This window comes from Alcaligenes sp. SJTW-7 (assembly GCF_047716895.1).
Lineage (GTDB): Bacteria > Pseudomonadota > Gammaproteobacteria > Burkholderiales > Burkholderiaceae_B > Alcaligenes > Alcaligenes ammonioxydans.
The window spans coordinates 3,115,314-3,135,589 of sequence record NZ_CP136682.1; the positions used below are offsets into that span (position 1 = coordinate 3,115,314).

The 20,276-nt window shown below is 58.0% G+C and carries 19 protein-coding genes; 11 read left to right on the top strand and 8 right to left on the bottom strand.

Going from position 1 to position 20,276, the window contains the following annotated elements; translation table 11 throughout:
• Positions 1-240: 240 nt before the first annotated feature.
• A complete protein-coding gene (locus RSQ48_RS14105) occupies positions 241-1,581 on the bottom strand; it encodes a sigma-54-dependent transcriptional regulator (protein WP_415301911.1) in 1,341 nt (446 codons plus the stop codon).
• A gap of 2 nt (positions 1,582-1,583) precedes the next feature.
• Positions 1,584-3,440: a sensor histidine kinase gene (locus RSQ48_RS14110; RefSeq protein ID WP_230406201.1), complete on the bottom strand. Its 1,857-nt coding sequence runs from the start codon at positions 3,438-3,440 to the stop codon at positions 1,584-1,586.
• A gap of 268 nt (positions 3,441-3,708) precedes the next feature.
• Between RSQ48_RS14110 and RSQ48_RS14115 the strand changes: the two genes are divergently transcribed.
• Positions 3,709-5,100, top strand: coding sequence for a dicarboxylate/amino acid:cation symporter (locus tag RSQ48_RS14115; RefSeq protein ID WP_415301912.1), 1,392 nt, complete (start codon positions 3,709-3,711; stop codon positions 5,098-5,100).
• Between the two features lie 224 nt (positions 5,101-5,324).
• Here RSQ48_RS14115 and RSQ48_RS14120 read toward each other — a convergent pair whose 3' ends face one another.
• Complete coding sequence (locus tag RSQ48_RS14120) at positions 5,325-6,008, bottom strand: glutathione S-transferase (RefSeq protein WP_415301913.1); 684 nt, start codon at positions 6,006-6,008, stop codon at positions 5,325-5,327.
• A gap of 147 nt (positions 6,009-6,155) precedes the next feature.
• Positions 6,156-7,163 (bottom strand): rhodanese-related sulfurtransferase, encoded by a 1,008-nt coding sequence (locus RSQ48_RS14125; protein WP_415301914.1) that lies wholly within the window; start codon positions 7,161-7,163, stop codon positions 6,156-6,158.
• Between the two features lie 212 nt (positions 7,164-7,375).
• Between RSQ48_RS14125 and RSQ48_RS14130 the strand changes: the two genes are divergently transcribed.
• Positions 7,376-8,470: a metal-dependent hydrolase gene (locus tag RSQ48_RS14130; RefSeq protein WP_415301915.1), complete on the top strand. Its 1,095-nt coding sequence runs from the start codon at positions 7,376-7,378 to the stop codon at positions 8,468-8,470.
• A 178-nt stretch (positions 8,471-8,648) separates the two neighbouring features.
• On the opposite strand, the gene RSQ48_RS14135 is transcribed toward RSQ48_RS14130, so the two are convergent.
• Together RSQ48_RS14135 and RSQ48_RS14140 are read right to left on the bottom strand one after the other, a co-directional pair.
• Positions 8,649-9,032 carry a DUF4168 domain-containing protein gene (locus RSQ48_RS14135; RefSeq protein ID WP_003805547.1) on the bottom strand — a complete coding sequence of 128 codons (384 nt, stop codon included), beginning with the start codon at positions 9,030-9,032 and terminating at the stop codon, positions 8,649-8,651.
• A 116-nt stretch (positions 9,033-9,148) separates the two neighbouring features.
• Positions 9,149-9,568 (bottom strand): DUF411 domain-containing protein, encoded by a 420-nt coding sequence (locus RSQ48_RS14140; RefSeq protein WP_131070888.1) that lies wholly within the window; start codon positions 9,566-9,568, stop codon positions 9,149-9,151.
• A 116-nt stretch (positions 9,569-9,684) separates the two neighbouring features.
• On the opposite strand from RSQ48_RS14140, the gene RSQ48_RS14145 reads away from it, so the two are divergent.
• Complete coding sequence (locus tag RSQ48_RS14145; protein ID WP_131070889.1) at positions 9,685-10,161, top strand: YbaK/EbsC family protein; 477 nt, start codon at positions 9,685-9,687, stop codon at positions 10,159-10,161.
• A gap of 284 nt (positions 10,162-10,445) precedes the next feature.
• Entirely contained in the window at positions 10,446-11,552 is a 1,107-nt protein-coding gene (locus RSQ48_RS14150) for a sigma-54 interaction domain-containing protein (RefSeq protein ID WP_415301916.1), read from the top strand.
• 30 nt (positions 11,553-11,582) lie between these two features.
• Here RSQ48_RS14150 and RSQ48_RS14155 read toward each other — a convergent pair whose 3' ends face one another.
• Positions 11,583-12,119, bottom strand: a complete 537-nt coding sequence (locus RSQ48_RS14155; protein WP_003801751.1) for a DUF4142 domain-containing protein — start codon at positions 12,117-12,119, stop codon at positions 11,583-11,585.
• Positions 12,120-12,355: 236 nt separating this feature from the next.
• On the opposite strand from RSQ48_RS14155, the gene rpoN reads away from it, so the two are divergent.
• Positions 12,356-13,732, top strand: coding sequence for an RNA polymerase factor sigma-54 (rpoN, locus tag RSQ48_RS14160; RefSeq protein ID WP_415301917.1), 1,377 nt, complete (start codon positions 12,356-12,358; stop codon positions 13,730-13,732).
• Positions 13,733-13,794: 62 nt separating this feature from the next.
• A complete protein-coding gene (locus tag RSQ48_RS14165; protein WP_415301918.1) occupies positions 13,795-15,183 on the top strand; it encodes an alpha,alpha-trehalose-phosphate synthase (UDP-forming) in 1,389 nt (462 codons plus the stop codon).
• On the opposite strand, the gene RSQ48_RS14170 is transcribed toward RSQ48_RS14165, so the two are convergent.
• Positions 15,122-16,189, bottom strand: a complete 1,068-nt coding sequence (locus tag RSQ48_RS14170; protein ID WP_003801756.1) for a mechanosensitive ion channel family protein — start codon at positions 16,187-16,189, stop codon at positions 15,122-15,124. The two genes, RSQ48_RS14165 and RSQ48_RS14170, sit on opposite strands and share 62 nt — an antisense overlap.
• Before the next feature lie 139 nt (positions 16,190-16,328).
• On the opposite strand from RSQ48_RS14170, the gene RSQ48_RS14175 reads away from it, so the two are divergent.
• From RSQ48_RS14175 to RSQ48_RS14195, 5 genes are all read left to right on the top strand, one after another.
• On the top strand, positions 16,329-16,508 hold the full coding sequence (locus RSQ48_RS14175; RefSeq protein WP_003801758.1) for a KGG domain-containing protein: 180 nt from the start codon (positions 16,329-16,331) through the stop codon (positions 16,506-16,508).
• A gap of 85 nt (positions 16,509-16,593) precedes the next feature.
• Positions 16,594-17,565: an SDR family oxidoreductase gene (locus tag RSQ48_RS14180; protein WP_059318281.1), complete on the top strand. Its 972-nt coding sequence runs from the start codon at positions 16,594-16,596 to the stop codon at positions 17,563-17,565.
• A 1-nt stretch (position 17,566) separates the two neighbouring features.
• A complete protein-coding gene (gene otsB / locus RSQ48_RS14185) occupies positions 17,567-18,358 on the top strand; it encodes a trehalose-phosphatase (protein WP_301605977.1) in 792 nt (263 codons plus the stop codon).
• A gap of 34 nt (positions 18,359-18,392) precedes the next feature.
• A complete protein-coding gene (locus RSQ48_RS14190; protein ID WP_301605978.1) occupies positions 18,393-19,517 on the top strand; it encodes a DUF3182 family protein in 1,125 nt (374 codons plus the stop codon).
• A complete protein-coding gene (locus tag RSQ48_RS14195) occupies positions 19,514-20,275 on the top strand; it encodes an alpha/beta hydrolase family protein (RefSeq protein WP_301605979.1) in 762 nt (253 codons plus the stop codon). Before RSQ48_RS14190 ends, RSQ48_RS14195 begins: the two co-directional genes overlap by 4 nt.
• Position 20,276: the final 1 nt, after the last annotated feature.

Sequence of the window (20,276 nt, forward strand, 5' to 3'; positions counted from 1 at the left end):
GGTTTCACCGCCTGGCAGTACGATAAAAAAATAGCGGCCTTGGCCGCTATTTTTATGTGACTGCGCCGCTAAGGAACCCTGCGGCTGCGCGGGACAAGTCGGCCCGCACACGCTCTTTGCCCCCTTGCTACGGCAAAGCTTCCCCGATCAATAAACACAATAAAACCACGGCGGCCTGCAGCATCGACCACGTCAGCCTGCACCTCTGTCAAAGACAAGCCTTTGCCACCACCGGAAGAATCAGCTCTGTGGCAGGCCCTCTTCCACAAAATCGCTGCGTGAAATACCGTGACGCTGCAGCTTGTCATAAAAGGTTTTGCGCGGGATGCGCAGATCCTGCAGTGTCGCTTTGATATCACCCCGATGACGTGCCAGGGCCTGCCGGATCTGCTGCGCCTCGAATTGTTCCATGCGGGCGGGCAGACTTAACTCCTCTCCCACCCCCTCCCTGGCGAGCACAGGCTGCACGCCCAACACCTCACGCTGTGCAAAATGCGCCAGTTCGCGCACATTTCCCGGCCAGTGATGGGACTGCATATAAGCCAGGCTGTGTGCATCGGGAATCTTTTGCGCCATGCCGTATTTTTTGGCGGCGAGCGCAGCGAAATGCGCGAACAGCATGGGAATATCTTCTTTGCGCTCTCGGAGCGGCGGCAGGCGCAAGGTCACCACATTTAAGCGATAGTACAAATCCGCCCGGAAGTTCGCACGTTGTCCGGGATCGGACAAATCTACCTTGCTGGCGGCCACTACCCGAATATCGACCGGGTGCTCTTCATTGGTGCCCAAAGGCGTCACGCAACGGGTTTCCAGCACGCGCAGCAAGCGTACCTGCGCAATCATGGGCATGCTTTCAATCTCATCCAGAAACAGAGTGCCCTGATGAGCATGCTCCACACTGCCTACCCGTCTGCGCTGAGCACCGGTAAAAGCGCCCGCCTCATGACCAAACAACTCGCTTTCAATAATGGTTTCGGGCAAGGCTCCGCAATTGAGCGCCACAAACCGATGCTGAGCTCGAGCGCTCCAGCGATGCAGCAGCATGGCCACAACCTCTTTGCCCGTCCCCGTCTCCCCCTCCACCAGCACATCCACATCGGACTGGGCCAGGTGGCGCAGCGTAGCGCGCAGATTGATCATCACCTCCGAGTTGCCCAGAAGCGCCGGGCCCTGACCATCCTCGTCCAGCTCCTCGCGCAAGGCCCGGTTCTGCAAGACCAGACTGCGTTGCATGGCGGCATGGCGAATCACTGTCAACAATCGTTCTGCCTGGTAAGGTTTGCTCAGAAAATCAAACGCACCGTCGCGCATGGCTTGTACGGCCATGTCAATGTCGCCATGGCCGGTAATCAGAACGACAGGCTGATCCGGGTCGCGGGCATGCAAGGCGCGCATCAGCGCCAGACCATCCATGCCGGGCATCCGGATATCGGTTACCACCACCCCAGGATAATCCGTGGGCAAGCGACTCAACGCCTCCTGAGCACTGGCAAAAGCCATTACCTTCAAACCTGCCAGCTCCAGACTTTGCTCAACGGCAGCACGCAGATCGGCATCATCATCAACAAACGCGACTTCCATTTTCAACCCTCTCCCTGGTCCTGCTTGCTGTCAGCATTCCGCAGCACAATGTGAAACGTGGCCCCGCCCAAACGCGACGGCCCTTCTTCCAGACGGCCACCGAGGGCCGCCACAATATCGTGCGAGATCACCAGGCCCAATCCCAGTCCTTGGTGCCGGCTGGAACTAAAGGGGGTGAACAGGCGCTGGCGAATTTCCGCACTTAGGCCTGGCCCGTTGTCGGACACCACGATGCGCACATGTCGCGTCTCGTTCATCACCTCGATACGAATACGTCCCTGAGAACGCCCCTCAAGAGCATCGAGCGCATTACGCAACAAATTCACCAGCACCTGCTCCAGGCGGACCGGCAAGGCCCATACCTGTACGGGCTCGCTCATGCCCTCCTGCTCCAGCGCCACCGCTTGCGCCCGCGCCCGATGTTCCAGCAACTGCCAGGCGCTCTCGACTGCTGACCGCACCAGCACGGGCCCTTCCTGCTCCTGCGGCTTGCGAGCGTAATGACAAAGCTGGGATGTGATGCTGCCAATACGCTGGGTCAGCGCCTGGATGCGACTCAGGTTCTGGCGAGCGGTCTCAGTCTGCCCCTGCTCCAGCAGGCGCAAGGTGTTATCAGCGTAGACTTCAATGGCGGCCACCGGCTGATTGATTTCGTGGGCCACTCCTGCCGTCACCTGCCCCAGAAACGACAATTTTTCGGCCTGCTCCAACTGCTCTCGCAAATCGCGCGCACGCGAGCGGGCCTCCTGCAAGGCCTGCATCTCCTGCTCCAGGCGACGACGCGCCACCTGCAACTGAGCGGTGCGCGACTCCACGGCCTCCTCCAGAGCGTCGCGCAACAACGCCTGACGCGCCTGGGTTTCACGGCGCTGCTGACTGCGCTGCAAGCCCAGGGCAGCCAGCACCAGAGCCGCACACAACAAGCCCATAACGGTCAGACGGGACTGAAAGGCCTGCGTCCGCAAGGCGGCGTCCATGGGTGCCATCGCATGTAGCGTCCAGTCGCTGCCCATCACCGCTTGCTGTACATGCAAGAACCGCTCCTGCCCCAAGGTCCAGAACGAGGCCCGGTTTCCAGAGTTCGACATGCGCAGCCCCACCGGCTCCAGAGCTTCGCTGCCAAACTGCCGGCTGGCTCGCAGCTGGGCCAGTTGTTCGGGTGCGGCCTGATCCAGACTGTGCAAACGCCAGTCCGGCTCACCACTGAGCAAGATCACGCCATTCGGATCGCTGACAAACATGCGGTCGCCATAGCCTTCCCACTCTTTTTCCAGCAGATCAAACACCAGCTTGATCACCACCACGCCGACGGCCTTGCCGTCCTGCCCCTGCACCATTCGGGAAATATACAGCCCGGCCTTGCCGCTGGAGGTTCCCAAAGCAAAGTATTCAGCGTGCCCCTGCTCCAGGGCTTTGGTGAAATAAGGGCGAAAGCCATAGTGATTGCCCACAAAGCTGTCGGGCGCCTGCCAATTGCTCGAGACCAGCGTTTGCGAATGAATATCCAGCAAATACAGCACCGGTGCACCGGTGTCCTCGGCCAACTGCTCGAACTTGCGGTTCAGTGCCTGGGCATCGCCATAGGCGGGGTTGCCCATGAGGTACTGACGCAAGGCCTCGTCCTGCGCCAGGGCAAATGACAATGTGCGGAATTTGTCACGGATGGTCTGAATCCAGCCCGCATTGCCACGCATCAGGGAATCGAGCCGCTGTTCGCTTTGTGTGAGCAAACGGGCCGTGCCCAAATCAGCCGAGCGCCAGAAAGCGAACAGGCCCAGCACCACAGCCACGCTCAGCAAAAACAGCCATTCGAGCCTGAAGCGCCGCCGCAATCCCGAAGAAACCGGAATGGAATTCATAAAATCCGTGCGAAATTTCGCCAAAAAATAATAATCGTTGTGCGGATTTTCGCACACATAAACAGAAAGCGGGGAAGTCTCCTGCCCGCAAGCCGCTTATTTGCTGACTTCCTGTTTACGAACAGATTGGCACGGATGTTGCTTTAGCTAAGAGCTTATGGGCCGGAACACGGATTCCGGCGAGCGTAAACCGCCTGCCCACACACAATTCCAAGCAGGCCACCAGCTGACTGCCAGGTCGGCTACATCAAGTCACGGAGACGACATCATGATGGATATAAGCACAGGAGAGCATCCGGTACCGCAGATTGTCAAAATCAAGTGGTATCGAATTTTGTACGTTCAGGTCATCATCGCCATCACCATCGGGATATTGCTGGGTCATTTTTATCCGTCCTTGGGCGAGAGCATGAAGCCCTTGGGCGACGCATTCATCAAGCTGGTCAAGATGATTATTGCACCGGTTATTTTCCTGACGGTCGCCACCGGCATTGCCGCCATGACGGACCTTCAAAAGGTGGGACGGGTGGTCGGCAAGGCCATGATTTACTTTCTGACCTTCTCCACCCTGGCCCTGATTGTGGGCATGGTGGTGAGCAATATCGTGCAACCGGGCCACGGCATGCACATTGACCCGGCCTCGCTGGACTCCAGCGCCATCAAAGGCTACGTCCAGCAGGCTCATGACAGCACCCTGACGGGCTTTTTGATGAACATCATCCCGGCCACCCTCATCAGCCCTTTTACGGGGGGTGACATTTTGCAGGTGCTGTTCGTGGCCGTGCTCTTTGGCATCGCTCTGGCCGCCGTGGGCGACCACGGCAAGCCAGTGCTCAAGTTCCTTCAGGCTTTGATGGCACCGGTCTTCAAGCTGGTCGCCATCTTGATGAAGGCCGCCCCTGTGGGCGCTTTCGGCGCCATTGCCTTTACCATCGGCAAATATGGGATTGAGTCAGTCTCCAGTCTGGCGCTGCTGGTGGTGACCTTCTATGTGACATCCGTGCTTTTTGTACTGGTCATTCTGGGGGCCGTAGCCCGCTACAACGGATTTTCCATCACCAAGCTGATCCGCTACATCCGCGAAGAACTGCTGCTCGTACTGGGCACCAGTTCCTCCGAAGCGGCTCTGCCCACTCTGATGCAGAAAATGGAACGGGCCGGGTGTGCCAAGTCGGTCGTGGGCCTGGTGGTGCCTACCGGCTATTCCTTCAATCTGGATGGGACCAATATCTACATGACCATGGCTGCCCTGTTCATTGCCCAGGCCTGTGATATTCCCCTGAGCTTGCAAGAGCAGGTGCTACTCTTGCTGGTCGCCATGCTCAGTTCCAAAGGAGCGGCTGGCGTGACCGGCGCCGGTTTCATTACACTGGCGGCCACCTTGTCCGTGGTGCCCGCGGTGCCTATTGCCGGCATGACTCTGATCCTGGGTATTGACCGCTTTATGTCCGAGTGCCGCGCCCTGACTAATCTGGTGGGCAATGCCGTAGCCACCATTGTGGTCGCCCGCTGGGAAGGAGAGCTGAATGCCGATCAGCTCAACAGCGCCATGAATGGGGAACTGCCCCCCCTCGATACCAGCGTCACCCTCCATCAACGAGGTGGCCAGGAGATTCCAGCTCAAGAAAGCAGCGAACCTCGCGCCAGCGTTGCGGTCTGATTCCGCTCGCAGCGACAAGAAAGGCCGATTTTCCCTTGAAAACCGGCCTTTTTTACTGGTCCATGCCGGAGTGGTCGCAGTTGCCTCGCCGTGCGGGTCGCTTTGCTTTTCACTCGTCGTTCCGCCTCGAAACCCACGCAGAAGAGCCCGGCGAGGTGTTAAGCCACGCAGTCATCAAGTACAAGGCCGCAGGGACTGCCAAACAGAGTGAGTCAGGCAGGCAGTCAGCCTGCCGGAAAAAGTACCATTTCGCTGTCCGGCGTCCAAGCGGGATACTTGCCCATGATGCTCGCAAACAAAGTGCTGGATTGAAAATTCACGAGCCAGCTCGACAAGGCTGCCCACGGCTGGGCGTCGAACCAGGCTCGATCCACCTGAGCGAATTGCCGCACAAAAGGGGCAATGGCCAGATCAGCCAGACAAGGCGTCTTACCCACCAGATAGCCCTCTTGCTCGATACGGGCATTAAGGCCCATCAGTATTTCACTGGCTTGCGCCCGATGCAGGGCCGAGAAACGCGTCGCCTCCGTGAACTGCTCATCATCCGTATGACGATCCGGGTACTTATAACAGTCCAGATGCTTCTTGAACGGGCCGTCGTTGGCAGCAATCAAGGCCTCCATCTGCTCGTGCTGACCCTGTCCGGGCTGTAAATAATGGCAGGGATCGTGAATCGCCAAGGCCCAGCGCATGATGTCCAGGCTTTCATCAATCACCCTGCCATCAGACAGGACCAGCACAGGCACGGTTGCTTTGGGAGAGGCCAGACGCAGGGCGTCCGGTTTGTCGCGCAGCACGACCTCGCGCAACTGGCAAGACACGCCGCTGGCCGCAATCGCCAGCCGTGCGCGCATGGCGTAGGGGCAGCGGCGAAAAGAATACAAAATGGGTAAATCAGATAAGGACATGCTCGATACCGATGGAAAGCCGCGCATGAGCGCGGACTTAGCGCGATGGTGCGTGTACAAGTCGCCCTTCCAGGGAAGAAGGGCGACTTGTTAACAGCCCAAGGCCAGAATCAGGCTGATAGAGGTAACACAGCAGCCCGATACAGGCTAGAGGTCCTTGCCCTGCTGGGCCAGCAGGCGCTGCTCCTCGGCCTTGCGACGGGCGGCTTCGCGGCGCTCTGCCAATTCATCCATGCTGACGCCAATATGGCGCTCTTCGCGTTCGCGAGCCAGAGCCACCTGCTTCTGGCGCTCCCGAAACCGCTCGATCTGTTCGGGCGAGCTGTGGCCGTGACAGTAAGGGCAACTGACGCCCTCTTCAAATTGGGCTGACTGCTTTTCCTCTTCACTGATGGGCATGCGGCAGGCGCGGCAAAAACCGTAATCACCCGGCTCCAGCCCATGCCGGACCGACACACGCTCGTCAAACACAAAGCAGTCGCCATCCCACAGGCTTTCCTCTGCCGGAATTTCTTCCAGATACTTCAGAATACCGCCTTGCAAGTGATAGACCTGTTCAAAACCCTGCGAGCGCATGAAAGCGGTGGATTTCTCACAGCGGATACCGCCCGTACAGAACATGGCCACACGGGGCTTGCCGTGTAAAACGCCACCTTCCTTGGACTGTTCGGCAACCCACTGCGGAAACTCCGTAAAGCTCTGGGTTTTGGGATTGATGGCCCGGCTAAACGTCCCGATGCCCACTTCGTAATCATTACGCGTGTCCACGACCACCACATCCGGATCGCTGATCAGGGCGTTCCAGTTTTCGGGGGCGACGTACTCACCCACCATCTCGGCCGTTTTCAAATCCGGCACACCCAGTGTGACGATCTCTTTCTTGAGCTTGACCTTGAGGCGATAAAACGGGGCCTTGTCGGCGTAGGACTCTTTATGGACCAGACCGGCAATGCGCGCATCCGAATTCAGGTACGCCAAGACAGCACGAACACCCTCCTCAGGTCCGGCAATCGTGCCGTTAATTCCTTCGCGTGCCAGCAACAGCGTGCCTTTGACCTGGTGCTGCTCACAAAAGGCAAACAGGGGATCACGCATCTGGGCAAAATCGGGCAATTCCACGAACTTATATAAAGCCGCGATCAGGTAGGTAGACATAGGTAAACGAATTCTCTGGATAGAAGCGATGGCGCGGCCCGCAGGCAGTAGGACAGCGCGGGCCATCGTACACTATACGCCACTGATACCCTTGGAGCCTTTGAGCCCTGTCAAAAAAAACAGGGAAGACCGGGCATTCAACTTTAAAATCATAACGCTAAAGCCGGCAGGCCGCATCAGGCCCCGGCCCTGTTTTTCTTCGTACGAGAGCTATGGATTCCGTAACACAAGCCGTTCTGGGCGCCAGCATTTGCGGCTCCCTTCTGGGGCGTCAGTATGGTCGCAAGGCGGTCCTGTCCGGTGCCATCATCGCCACCCTGCCTGATCTGGATGTCTTTATCCAATATGGCGACCCGATTACGGCCATGGTCAGCCATCGGGGGTTCTCGCACTCTTTATTTGTCCTGAGCGCGGCCACCCTGCTGGTCGCGATCCTTTGGAAACTGCTGTTTGCACAGGCGCGCGTGTCAGCAGGGCGACTAGGGCTGGCCGTCGGGCTAAGTTTGATTACCCATCCCCTGCTCGATGCCTTTACCAGTTACGGCACCCAGTTACTGTGGCCCCTGCCGGCCACTCCAGCCACCTGGTCCAGCATTTTCATTATTGACCCGCTCTATACCGCCCCCCTGCTGATCGCAACACTCATTGGCTTGATACGAGGCCCTGCCGCCATCACGCCGCGAGCCTGCAACTGGGCCCTGCTATTGAGCAGTGTGTATCTGGCCGCCTCGGTGGGAGCCAAGTTCTGGGCCGAACATCAAGCCACGGCACAATTGAAAGAGCAAGGGGTCAGCATCCAACGGGTATATTCCGCCGCGCAACCCATGAACATCCTGCTTTGGCGAGTGTTGGTACGCGATGCGCAAGACCAGGAATGTGAGGTGGTGGTGGGGCTGCTCGATCACCTGCGCGCGCCCAAAGGGCACCGGTACGAAACACTCTGCCTGCCCCTGAACAGCGACTACACCCAATTGTTTCCTCCTTTGACACAATTGGAGCAACTGCGCTGGTTCTCGGATAACTGGCTGCGCTATGACGTTATTGACGACCTTCTGGTGGTCAGTGATGTCCGCATGAGCCTGGGCCCAGGCCAATACAGCTTTCGCTTTGTGGTGGCGGAAAGGATTGCTCCAGACTCCTGGCTGCCCGTGATCCCCTATCGCTGGGCCGGCGGCCACAATATGGCGCTCCTTAAGCCCGTGCTGCGCCGCATCTGGGAGCCTGTACCTGCCCTGCCCCTGCAAGAGTGGGCCCAACGCATTGATGCCGGTGTCCCTATTCCACGCGCGCCGGCAGACTTTGATTAGGCACTCGCTTTGGCCAGGCGTCAGGCTGTGAGCTGAGCCGGACAGGGCATGCCTCTTGCCCGCGTAGAGGTGCGCAAAAAAACCCCCGGGCCTGGTACGGCTCAGGGGTTTAAATTTACCCACTACGGTCACTACACAATGACACCCGGCGCTCTGCCAAACCCGAGCATCAACAACCTTATTTCAGCATTCCTTCCACGCGCTGACGCAAGGCAGGGTCCTGCTGAATGGCCAGGCTGATACCGTTGTAATCGGCCAGATCCATGCCATTGGAGGTCACAACACCAACCAGACGCTGGTCGGCTTCCTGAACGATGGCCTGACGCTCTGCATCACTTTTGGCCGCATCCAGACGCGGCTGATATTCCGAAGCAGTCTGGGCGACCTTTTTATAGGTGCGCGCATACTGCTCCAGTTGAGAATCCGTAGGTTTAACAATCTGGGTAGCCGCCGGGGCTGCCGAGTTGGCCGGAGCCGCATTGCCCTGGGCCATCGCAAAAGGGCTGTACATGCCAAATGCGACTGCGGTAGCAGCGAGAAAAGCTTTAACTGAGGGCTGCATAGATGGAACCTCCTGAACAGAGTCAATGAACGGTCATCATGACAAGAGCGGCAGCAGCTTACAAGTTTCTCAATGTAGTTTCGTGTATCTGCATGCCACCCGTTTACTGACCACGATCAGTCGCGCGAGTAAGGCCGGCCCTTGAAATCGACTGTGATCAAGTTGCCATCCAGCTCACCCATTCCGGGCGAATTGGCAGGCATGCCCGGTGCGGCCAGGCCACGGATGCTGGCGTCGCTCATCATCCGTTTGACGACATGGGCCGGCACATGGCCCTCCACCCGCTGGCCAGTCTGTTCCACCACGGCAGTATGGCAAGAGGCCAGCTCGGCTGGTACGCCAAGTTGCTGCTTGACCTGCCACATGGCCTGGGTCTTGACGGATTTGACCTCGAAGCCTGCCTCGCTCATGTGCTGGGCCCAACCCTCGCAACAGCCGCAATTGGGGTCCTGGTAAACCGTCACGGCAGGCGCCTGTGCCAGGGCCAGGGAACTGAAGGCCATCAAGCCGGCCGACAACAATAAGGGTTTAATCACAATTACATTCCTGTTTTGCAGCGCCAGGGCGCTCTGGTTGACACACACATGCACTTGGCTAAGACTAGGCCCCAGCAAAAAAGTTTAACAAAACATCCTATTTCGTTCCGATCACCATGAGTCTTGATTCCGTCAAACAGTTCTTGAGCGAATACGCTGCTGATATCCAGATTATTGAAACCACAGAAAGCACGGCAACAGTCGCGCTGGCCGCGCAGGTCCATCAGGTCGAGCCCGGGCAGATCGCCAAGACACTCAGTCTGAAAGCGGGCGATAAAGTGGTTTTGCTGGTCGCCCGGGGCGACGCCCGTCTGGACAATAAGAAACTGCGCAACGTTTTTGGCACACGCGTCAAAATGCTGGATCTGGCCAACACTGAAGCCCTGACGGGCCATCCGGTGGGCGGGGTATGCCCCTTTGGTCTGGCTACGGCGCTCGATATCTACTGCGACCTGTCCTTGCAGGACTTCGATACCGTATTGCCTGCGGCCGGTTCGATCAACTCTGCTGTACGCATTACCCCCCAACGCCTGGCCGAGCTGACCCGCGCCCAGTGGATTGACGTTACGCAGGCCCCCCAGGCCAGCGTCTGATCCGGCCCGCTAATTCCTCTTTCGCCATGCACCTTGTCAACTGCTCGTGTCCAGCCATAAAACGCGGGGCCGAACCAGTAAACAGATGTGTAAGTTGAATGTGAGCATGTCAAGGCACACAAAATGAGCCTGGCTCACTTTGGCACAAGGGCGCGTCCACCGGCCCTTTGCCCAAGGGACATACTTTCCGCCCTGCCATATCTGGTAACGGACATGAACAGGATCGTGTCTAGGATGAAACATCAGCCCTGAATCCTGGCTTGACTTGTTTACAGAGGAAAACGATGCCCCACCTATTACTGCTGGAGACAGATACCGCACTTAACAGCACTTTCCTGGCACTGGCGCGGCAAATGAATTTTTCTGCCATCACCGCCCGGACAACTGATGAAGCTCTGATCCGTTACCATCAGAAAATACCGGACGCCCTGCTTTTTGGGCCCAATATCAGCGCCTTACAGGCTCAGGATCTCAGCCGTCGGGTAGGTCTGGATGCAGTGGAAAGCTACACTTTGCCAGCCTTGAGCGGCTCGGAGCGCCATGACCATGCCCAGCTTCGCACCTTGCTGGAACAGTTAAAGTCCAAGTACCGCAATGAGGCCCCCGGCTCCTGGGCGTGCCAGACGGAACAGCATTACGATTTTGGCGAGTTTGTGGGCCGCTCCGCTCCGATGGAAAAACTCTATACCCAACTGAGCAAAGTAAGCCGCACTGAACTGCCCGTCTTGCTGATTGGAGAGAGTGGAACGGGCAAGGAGCTGGCCGCACGCGCAGTTCATCGCTGCAGTTCGCGTCGCCAACAAGCTTACGTGCCCATCAACTGTTCGGCCATTTCAGAACAACTGATAGAAAGCGAGCTATTCGGCCACGAAAAAGGCAGCTTTACCGGAGCCGATCGCCATCGTCAGGGCTATTTTGAGCTGGCCGACAAAGGCACGCTGTTTCTGGACGAGATCACCGAAATGCCCATAGAAGCACAAACCAAGCTGCTGCGAGCCTTGGAAAACGGTGAATACATGAAAGTAGGCGGTGACCAGCTCATCAAACACGACGCACGAATCATTGCTGCCACCAACCGCAGCCCCATGCGGGCCATTGAAGAAAAAAAGCTGCGCGAGGACCTGTATTACCGACTGGGCGTTTTTCCCATTCTGATTCCGCCCCTTCGGGATCGGGGCGACGATGCGGTGCTGATTGCCCAACATTTCATCGAACAGATGAATGAAGAACATCAGCAAAACCGAAGTCTGAGCCTGGCCAGTGTGAAAAAGATCGAGCACTACCACTGGCCAGGCAATATCCGTCAGCTACGAAATGTTCTGCTGCGCAGCTATGTCATGAGTAATCAGGATCAGATCGACATCAATCTGGATTCGGACCCCTTGCCGTAAACGCTGCACGTGCCGCCCTGACAGCTCCACTTACTGAGCCAGGGCAGGTTTCATGGAGTCTGCCAGCACATGAGCATGCTGCAAATGCTGCCTGAGCAAAGGCAAGGCATCCTGAGCAAATCCCATCAGTTCCCTGTCTCTGCCTTTTTCAATGTAATCCTCAAACAGCTTGATCGTAGTTTCATGCGCCTTGAGTGCCACCTCATTCGCATAGTCTGCATCGAACTGCTCGCCCTTGGCTTCCTGCAGAAAAGCGAGCTTGCCCCGCTGCATCAACGTGGGCGTGGCAGGCAGTTCCACGTGACGGGCTTTGGCCAGCGCTGCCAGTTCCTGGGCAAGCTGCTCATGATCCTGAATCATCATGGTGGCAAAATCGGCCACCCGCTCATTACTGCTGCGTTGCAGGGCCAGTCGGGCAGCCTGAAGCTCAAGATGCCCCGCTTGCGCGGCGTCCTTCATAAAGCCCTTGTCTGTCGCGGCCAACCCTCTTGCATACGAGCTACGCACACACAAGCCCATCACCACGCCAGCCGCTACCGCCAAACACGCCATCTGTTTCAGTCGCATCACACACCTCCGAAGGAAAACAGGTCCGCTAAAAAGAATCTGACCTCCCATGCCCAAGCACAGGACCTGTCTGGCAAGAGAAGCCCGGCTCCTGACATAGCAAAAAACGTACCGCCGTCAAGGAGTAAGGCGACAGGCACAAAACTTGCTACATAGATAGCGCAAAGGTCCTGACGCCCTCGTTGGTTATTGCAGGAAATGATCCATTTGGCCCCCTATAACCCAGGAGACGAGAAATGAAGCTAGAGCTGGTTCCACAGTTACAGATGCAGCACACTCTCTCGCAGCGCCTGCAACAATCTGCCCACATTCTGCAGCTCTGCGTGCAAGAGCTACAGACGCTACTGCATGAAAGTCTGCAGGACAATCCTCTGTTGGAGACTACGGCAGAGGCCGAACTGGACTATACCGTGCGGGAAGGGGTCACACCGCCCCGTTCCAGTCACAACAATGACTTCTCAGCCCCCGGTGATATCAACAGCAGCCTGCGCAGCCGGGACGAACAAATCATGGAGAACGTGCGGCTGAGCCGGGCCAGCGAACGTTGCCAAGCCTTATGCGCTCTTATTGTCAATGCACTGGATGACAACGGCTATCTGCAGGATCGCTTCGAGGACCTGCTCCCTGCCAACTGTGAGGCGGTCTCCTTGCAAGAATGGGAAACCGCTCTGGCCCTGGTGCAGGCCTTGTCACTGCCAGGCACGGCAGCGCGCTCTGTTTCAGAGGCCCTTGCACTGCAAGTCCAGGCCCGCAAACACCTTAACCCGACGGTCAAGCGTGCTCTGCTCAAACTGATTGCCACCGAACTGGACTGCCTGGCGCAGGGCAACTGGAAAAGTGCCCGTCAAAGGCTGGGCCTGTCTGTCTCCGTGTTTGAACAAGCGCTGCGCGAGCTGCAAAGCCTGGACCCAAAGCCTGGGCGAGCTTATTTGCCTTGCCCTCAACAGGCTATCGTTCCTGATGTACATGTCCATAAAGAAGGCAATCGCTGGCGTATCGTGGCAGACCCACGCAGCCTTCCACGCGTGCGGGTCCAGCAAGACTACGCAGCCGCATTGGAACAGCAGGCCCGCGCCCGCCAGGATCGACAGTTACAGCAAACGTTAACCCGAGCACGCTGGCTGGCCGAGGGGCTGGCCATGCGCCGCAGCACCATTTGTCGGGTGGCTGAACAGATCGTGCAGCGGCAAGCTCTGTTTTTCGAGCTGGGTGAACAAGCCCTGCAACCCATGCGCATCAACGATCTGGCCAAAGAGCTGGCGTTGCATCCGTCCACCATATCCCGCGCCACCGCCAACAAATTCATGAGCACGCCTTTTGGCACATTGAGTTTCCGTCACTTTTTTTCAGGTGAGCTGGAAACGGATTTTGGCGGCAGTTGTTCCACGGCTCTGGTCAAGGAACAAATTCGCCGTCTGATTGCCAGCGAATCGGGCGACACTCCCCTGAGCGATGTGGAGCTGCATCAAGCATTACGTAATAACAGCGTGGAGCTATCCAAAAGAACCGTGACCAAGTACCGCTTGCAACTAGGCATTCCCAATGCCCGCGAACGCCAGCAACGGGCCCGTCTGCGTGCGCTGGGCGCCCATTTGCAGAGGGCGGCAAACTAGCACGGGTACGCAATTTGCTGATTCCTCAGGGTACATCCTTTAACCAACCAGCGAGAATCAGCATGAGCAAAATCATCGTGGTATCGGTACGGGTCGCCAGCGCAAAACAGCCATGCACCGGCGGACTGGCAGTGGCGGTTGACCAGTTGCTGCGTCAGCGAGATATCCAAGGCGTATGGCTGGGCTGGAACGGACAATGTGATCCGGCAGCGGGAACCTTGCATACCGAGGATCGTGGCCGCTACCAGGCAGTCACTTTTTCCTTCAGCCAGGAGCAATATGAGCAGTTTTACTGCGGGTACGCCAACACCTGCCTGTGGCCGGCATTTCATTACCGGCTGGACCTGATGGACTTTCAGACACATCACTTCCAGCAGTATCTGGAAGTGAACCGGCAAATGGCCACGTTCCTCAGTCAGATTGCCGGGCCCGATGATCTGATCTGGATACACGACTATCACTTGATGCCCCTGGCGCATTTTTGCCGGGAACAGGGGATGCCACAGGCAATGGGACTGTTTTTGCATACCCCCTTTCCCTGCCCGGAAGTGTTGCGTGCCATCCCTAGACATGAGTCCTGGATGAGCATGCTGCATCAATATGACCTGATCGGCGTTCAAAGCCCCAGCGACCACAGCGCTCTGCAAGCAGGACTGCAGGCCACGCCACCGCGCGCCGGGAACAGCCGAACACGTACGGGCGTTTATCCGATCGGGGTGGATGTGGACCTGATTCAATCCCTGGCCAGTGCGTCCTCCTGGACGCACGAGGGTGCCGCTGAAGAGCCGCTCAATGGCGCTGAAACCGTTATCAGTGTGGACAGACTGGACTACAGCAAGGGACTGGCCCATCGTTTGCGCACATTTGATGCGTTGCTGCGTCGCTACCCCACGCTGCACGGTCAAGCCACTTATGTACAGATTGCTCCCTCCACCCGTAGCGATATTCACGACTATCAGCTCATGCGCGAAGAGCTGGAAAGTCTGGCCGGACTGATCAATGGCCAGTTCGCCACGCCCGGCTGGAGCCCGATTGTCTATATGAACCGTGCCTTTCCCGCCCCCCAGCTGATGCGCATGCTGCGCCGCGCACGAGTAGGATTTATCGCGCCCATGCGCGATGGCATGAATCTGGTCGCCAAGGAATATATCGCCGCCCAGGACCCAGCCAACCCAGGCGTGCTGGTCCTGTCCACCTTTGCAGGAGCGGCCCAATCGCTACAGGGCGGCTATCTGGCGGTCAATCCCTTTGATATAGAAGGCACCGCTCACTGCCTGTATGAGGCGCTGAACATGTCCTTAGCCGAGCGTCGCCATCGCCACCAGACTTTGTTGATGCAACTACGCCAACAGGATCTGGGGCAATGGTGCCAGCAGTTTCTTGGCGATCTTAGCGGTCAGGCGCCACATCAACAGGCTGAGTCGGCGATGGCTGAGCTTCCAGCATCCTGACCCGCACGAAAGCCTGCGGCTGATGCTGCGCGAGATAGGCCACCAGACCCTCGCGCAGCAGACAGCGCAAATCAAACAGACGCCCCGAGTCCGCAGCGCTAACCAGAAAACGCAGTTGCATGCCCCACTCATTGGTATCGATCACCTGCAAGACCTGCACGCGACGGTCCCAGAGCTCGGAGGACTCGCATAATGCTTTGAAAGCCGTATTCAGGCCCTGCATATTGACGGAGTAATCCACCCACAGAAATACCGTACCCAGCAAGGACGCACTGCGTCGGGTCCAGTTCTGGAAAACCGTCTCGACAAACCACTGCAAAGGCACTATCAGGCGGCGCTCGTCCCACACGCGAACGACGACATACGTCGCTGTAATTTCCTCAATCCGCCCCCATTCCCCTTCCACAATCACCACATCGTCAATCCGGATGGGTTGCGTAAAAGCAATCTGCAAACCCGCAATAAAGTTGCCCAACACAGGTCGTGCGGCGATCCCGGCGACCAGACCGGCCACCCCCGCCGAGGCCAGCAGACTGGTCCCTATCTGACGTGCCCCCGGCAACACCAGCAGGGCAAACGACACCCCCAGAAGAACCAGCAAAAAATGCGTGCTGCGCGCCAGCACACGTGCCTGTGTGTAGATCTGCCGCGAGCGCAGATTATCCGTCACGTTCAAGGGATGACGGGCGACAACCAGCTGGAACAAAGCCTCTACTGCGCTCATCAGCATCCAGGTGGTGCACACAATCAGCACCATCATGTCGCCGACAATCAGATAGGCCTGCCACTTGGCCGTGATGGGCGCCAGAGGAATACAAAACCGCAAAAAGACGGCCAGCAGAAAAACGCGGGACGGCCACACAATGCGGGCGCACAACAGGCCCAGAAAGTGTTCAGCCGGAACCAGACGCACAATCAGCTTGCCGCCCAGATAGTGCAACAGCCACAGCGATGTCCATCCAGCCGCCACTATCAGCAGCCATGCCCATCCGCTCATTGCCATCATGTTCGCTCTCCTGACTCAAGTCCTGAGCCCGTGCAGCAAATTGTGTGCCCCTGCCAAACCAGGCGGACCAGGCACGCTTTGTGCTGGATGAGTCCTGATCAATCACGGGATTGGCGTTCATTCAATCAAGGAGCGTGTTGTGACCAAACACACAGACAATCAGGATCGCCAGGATCAGCGCGGTTTTGCCTCGATGAACGACAAGAAGCAGCGCGAGATTGCCGCCGAAGGCGGCCGCGCCGCGCACGAGTTCACCCCGCAAGAGGCCCGCAAGGCCGGCGCCAAAGGTGGCAAGGCCACCCAGGAGCAGCGACGCTAAGCCTTAGCCAAGCCCCAGTTGGACGCGGCGCACCCACCAGGGCCGCCGCGCCCTGTCCCATTCTTTGTCTATTTCAGGAGCCATCATGACAACGCGTCAAACAGTGAACGAGCAACGTCACCTGCAAGAACAGCAGGATCAGAAGGACAAGAACGGGGTCGGCCAGAACGAGCCCATCACGCATGATAAAAGCCACCCGGGCAGCGATTACCCCACTCCCCCCCTGCCCCAACAACACCTGGAAAAGCCCGGCCACGAAAGTGATCTCGATCCCGCTCCTCGTTATGAGGCCGCTCACTATAAGGGCAGCGGCAAGCTGGAAGGCAAGGTGGCCATCGTGACGGGAGGCGACTCCGGCATAGGACGAGCCGTTGCCGTGCTTTATGCGCGCGAAGGTGCGGATGTAACCATTATTTATCTTCATGAGGACGAGGATGCCCAAACGACACGCCAGGCCGTGGAGGCGGAAGGCAGGCAATGCCTGACCCTGCGCGGTGATGTCAAAGATGCCGAGTTTTGTCGTCAGGCGATCGAGCAGGTCCTGGATCGCTTTGGCAAGCTCAATATTCTGGTCAACAATGCCGGCTTTCAAGAACACGCCCAATCCCTGCTGGATTTGACGCCCGAGCGCCTGGACGAAACATTCCGCACCAATATCTACGGCTACATTTATATGGCCCAAGCCTGCCTGCCGCATTTGCATGCGGGCGATGCCATCATCAATACGAGTTCGGTGACCGCCTTGCGCGGTGCTGCCCATTTGCTGGATTACGCCAGCACCAAGGGGGCCATCATTGCCTTTACCTATTCACTGGCGGCCAATCTTGCGCCCAAGGGCATACGCGTGAACGCGGTGGCCCCTGGCCCTGTCTGGACCCCCTTGAATCCGGCAGACGCTCCTGCCGAGGAAATCCCTGACTTCGGGGCGCAAACCGTATTTGGACGCCCGGCCCAGCCCGAGGAACTGGCCCCAGCCTATGTGTATCTGGCCAGCCCCATTACAGCCAGCTACATCACCGGGATGGTGCTCCCCATCACAGGCTACCCAGGAACCTGACATGAACCGCGCGATCGAACTGGAACAGGCCGCTTTGTATCTGGACCTGGATGGTACGCTGGTGCCCCTGGCCCAGCGCCCCGAACAGGTGGCGCTGGCCTCTGGCACCGCCGAGCTGCTGCTAAACCTGCACGCTGCCTGCCAAGGCGCCGTGGCGTTGGTCTCGGGACGGGATTACGCCAGCCTGCAACAGGCCTGCTGCAGACTGCCGCTGGCGATGATAAGCAGCCATGGCGCAGCCATGCATGATGCAGACGGGCAGAAATGCTGGCACACACCTCTCAATGCGGCGCAGCATCACAGCCTGTCGCGTGCAGCAGCCACGCTGATCCACCCCCACCCCCTTGTCTGGATGGAACGCAAATCGCACGGCCTAGCGGTCCACTTTCGGCAATGCCCGCAATTGGGCGATGTGCTCCACAGCGAGCTGAACATGCTGTGTTCGGACTATCCGGGCTTTGAGCTGATCCGCGGCCATTGTGTGATCGAGTTGCGTCCGGCCGGCGTGGACAAAGGCCAGGCTCTGGCCCGCGCGCACAGTCTGCCCCCGTTTGCCGATCGCAAACCCATCATGGCGGGTGACGACCTCACCGACGAGGCGGCCTTTCGTTTTGTCAATCAACAAGGCGGCGTAAGCATCCGTATAGGCCCCCCCGAACCCGCGAGTGCGGCCCAGCTTTGTCTGCCCCAACCCGCCGATCTGCTCAGGCTTTTGCAAACCAGTTTGCTGGAAACCCGTTTCTTCTCTGCTGCCCCCCTACGCTCAAAGGACAGTCAAACCGCTGCTCCTTAAGTGAGCAACCCACCTCATTTTCAAAGGATGGACTATGAGCACAATCGCCATTCCCCGATCTACGACATCGTTGCAGATCAGCCTTCCGGTCAGCGGTTGTGACTGTGGCACAGTTCAAGGTCTGCAGTTCATGGCCAGGGAACTGGCGCAGTTTCTGGACCTGTCTCATATCTACATAGCCTATGAAGACCAACTGGAGGGAGAGGTCCGCGACGCCTTTTACCTGCCCGCCCAAACCCTGAACCTAGATCAAGCCAAACGTTTAGGCATCCATTGCGCAGCCCAACTGTATGGGGGCGTGGTCCCGCATGATTTTCTGGCCTACAAAACAGTGGCTCACCCACTCGCACAGTCCGACATGGACCGGCCCGCGGGCTGGAACAATGATCTGGCAAAGGCCTTGGGTCCTACGGTGCTACCCGGCTACAGCGCCTTCTCGATTCCCGACGCCTTGCGTGCGATGAGCCTGCTGGATCAGGCGGGTCATACCGGCATACGGATCAAGCTGGCCCGCGCCAGTGCAGGCGAAGGCCAGCGGGTCGTCTACAGCCGCCAGCAACTGGAAGAGCTGCTGGCACTCCCTCCCTGGCAGGAGCAGGTTGAACATGGCCTGGTTCTGGAGGAAAACCTGCTCGAGAGCCAGACCTTCAGCGTTGGTCAGACACAAATTGGCGAACACCTGTTTTCCTATATCGGTCAACAGCATCAGACCCACAACCGACAGCAGGAATCGGTTTACGGCGGCACCACCCTACTCATGGTCCGAGGCGGATTTGATGCCTTGCTGCAGCTCTCGGGGATGCAACGCATTCAATATCTGATCGATCTTGCGATGAACTATGAAAGCAGGATTACGCAGGCCTACCCTTCTCTGTATGCCTCACGTCGCAACTACGATGTCATTGTCGGGCGCGATGCACGGGGCAATTATCAGGCTGCGGTACTCGAACATTCCTGGCGCTGCGGAGGCGCTTCCATTGCCGAAATACTGGCCATGCGCAGCCTGCAAAATCATCCCGAGCAAGGCCACACGCACGCCTGGACACGGGAACGCTATATGGACGATCCCGATCCAGTGCGGCAATCCCCCCACCTGTACAGTTTGCAGCAACTCGGCAATGGCTATCTGGCACGCTTTGGAGGTCCCTTGTCCTCATGAGCACTGACATATTCAAGACCACCATCAAGGTTGCGCACCAGCAGCTCGACGCTCGCTTGCTGGTGCCCCAGTCCCCCATACCGGGAATTCTGTTCGTACACGGATGGGGCGGCAGTCAACGATTTGACCTTAAACGGGCCCACACCATTGCCGGCATGGGCTGCATCTGCATGACGTTTGATCTGGCGGGACACAATGCCAGCGACCAGGAACGCCAAAAAGTCAGTCGTGAACAGAATTTTCAGGATATCTGCGCCGCCTTTGATACCTTGGCCAGTCATCCCATGGTCGATGCCAATTCCATTGCTATTGTCGGCCACAGCTATGGGGCGTACCTGGCCTGCCTGCTCAGTGAATTTCGGGCGGTCCGCTGGCTCAGTCTGCTTGCCCCGGCGCTCTACCCGGATGAGGACTGGCTAGCCCCAAAAGATCAGCTCAAACGCAGCTTGCTTCAGGATTACCGCCTGCAAAGCCATACCCCGCAGGACAACCGGGCGCTGCATGCCTGCTCGAAATTCACCGGCGACGTCATGCTTTTTGAAGCCGAGCATGACGAACTGATTCCTCGCCAGACCTTGCTGACCTACCGACAAGCATTCAGCCAGGCCAACTCTCTGACTCATCGTGTGCTCAAGGAAAGCAACCATGCGCTGGACGAAAAAATCGCCCAGCGCAATTACTCTGTGCTGCTGTATCGCTGGATTCAGGAAATGATTATTGGCGCACGCATCGGCCACCTGCCCAAGGACATCGCGTAAA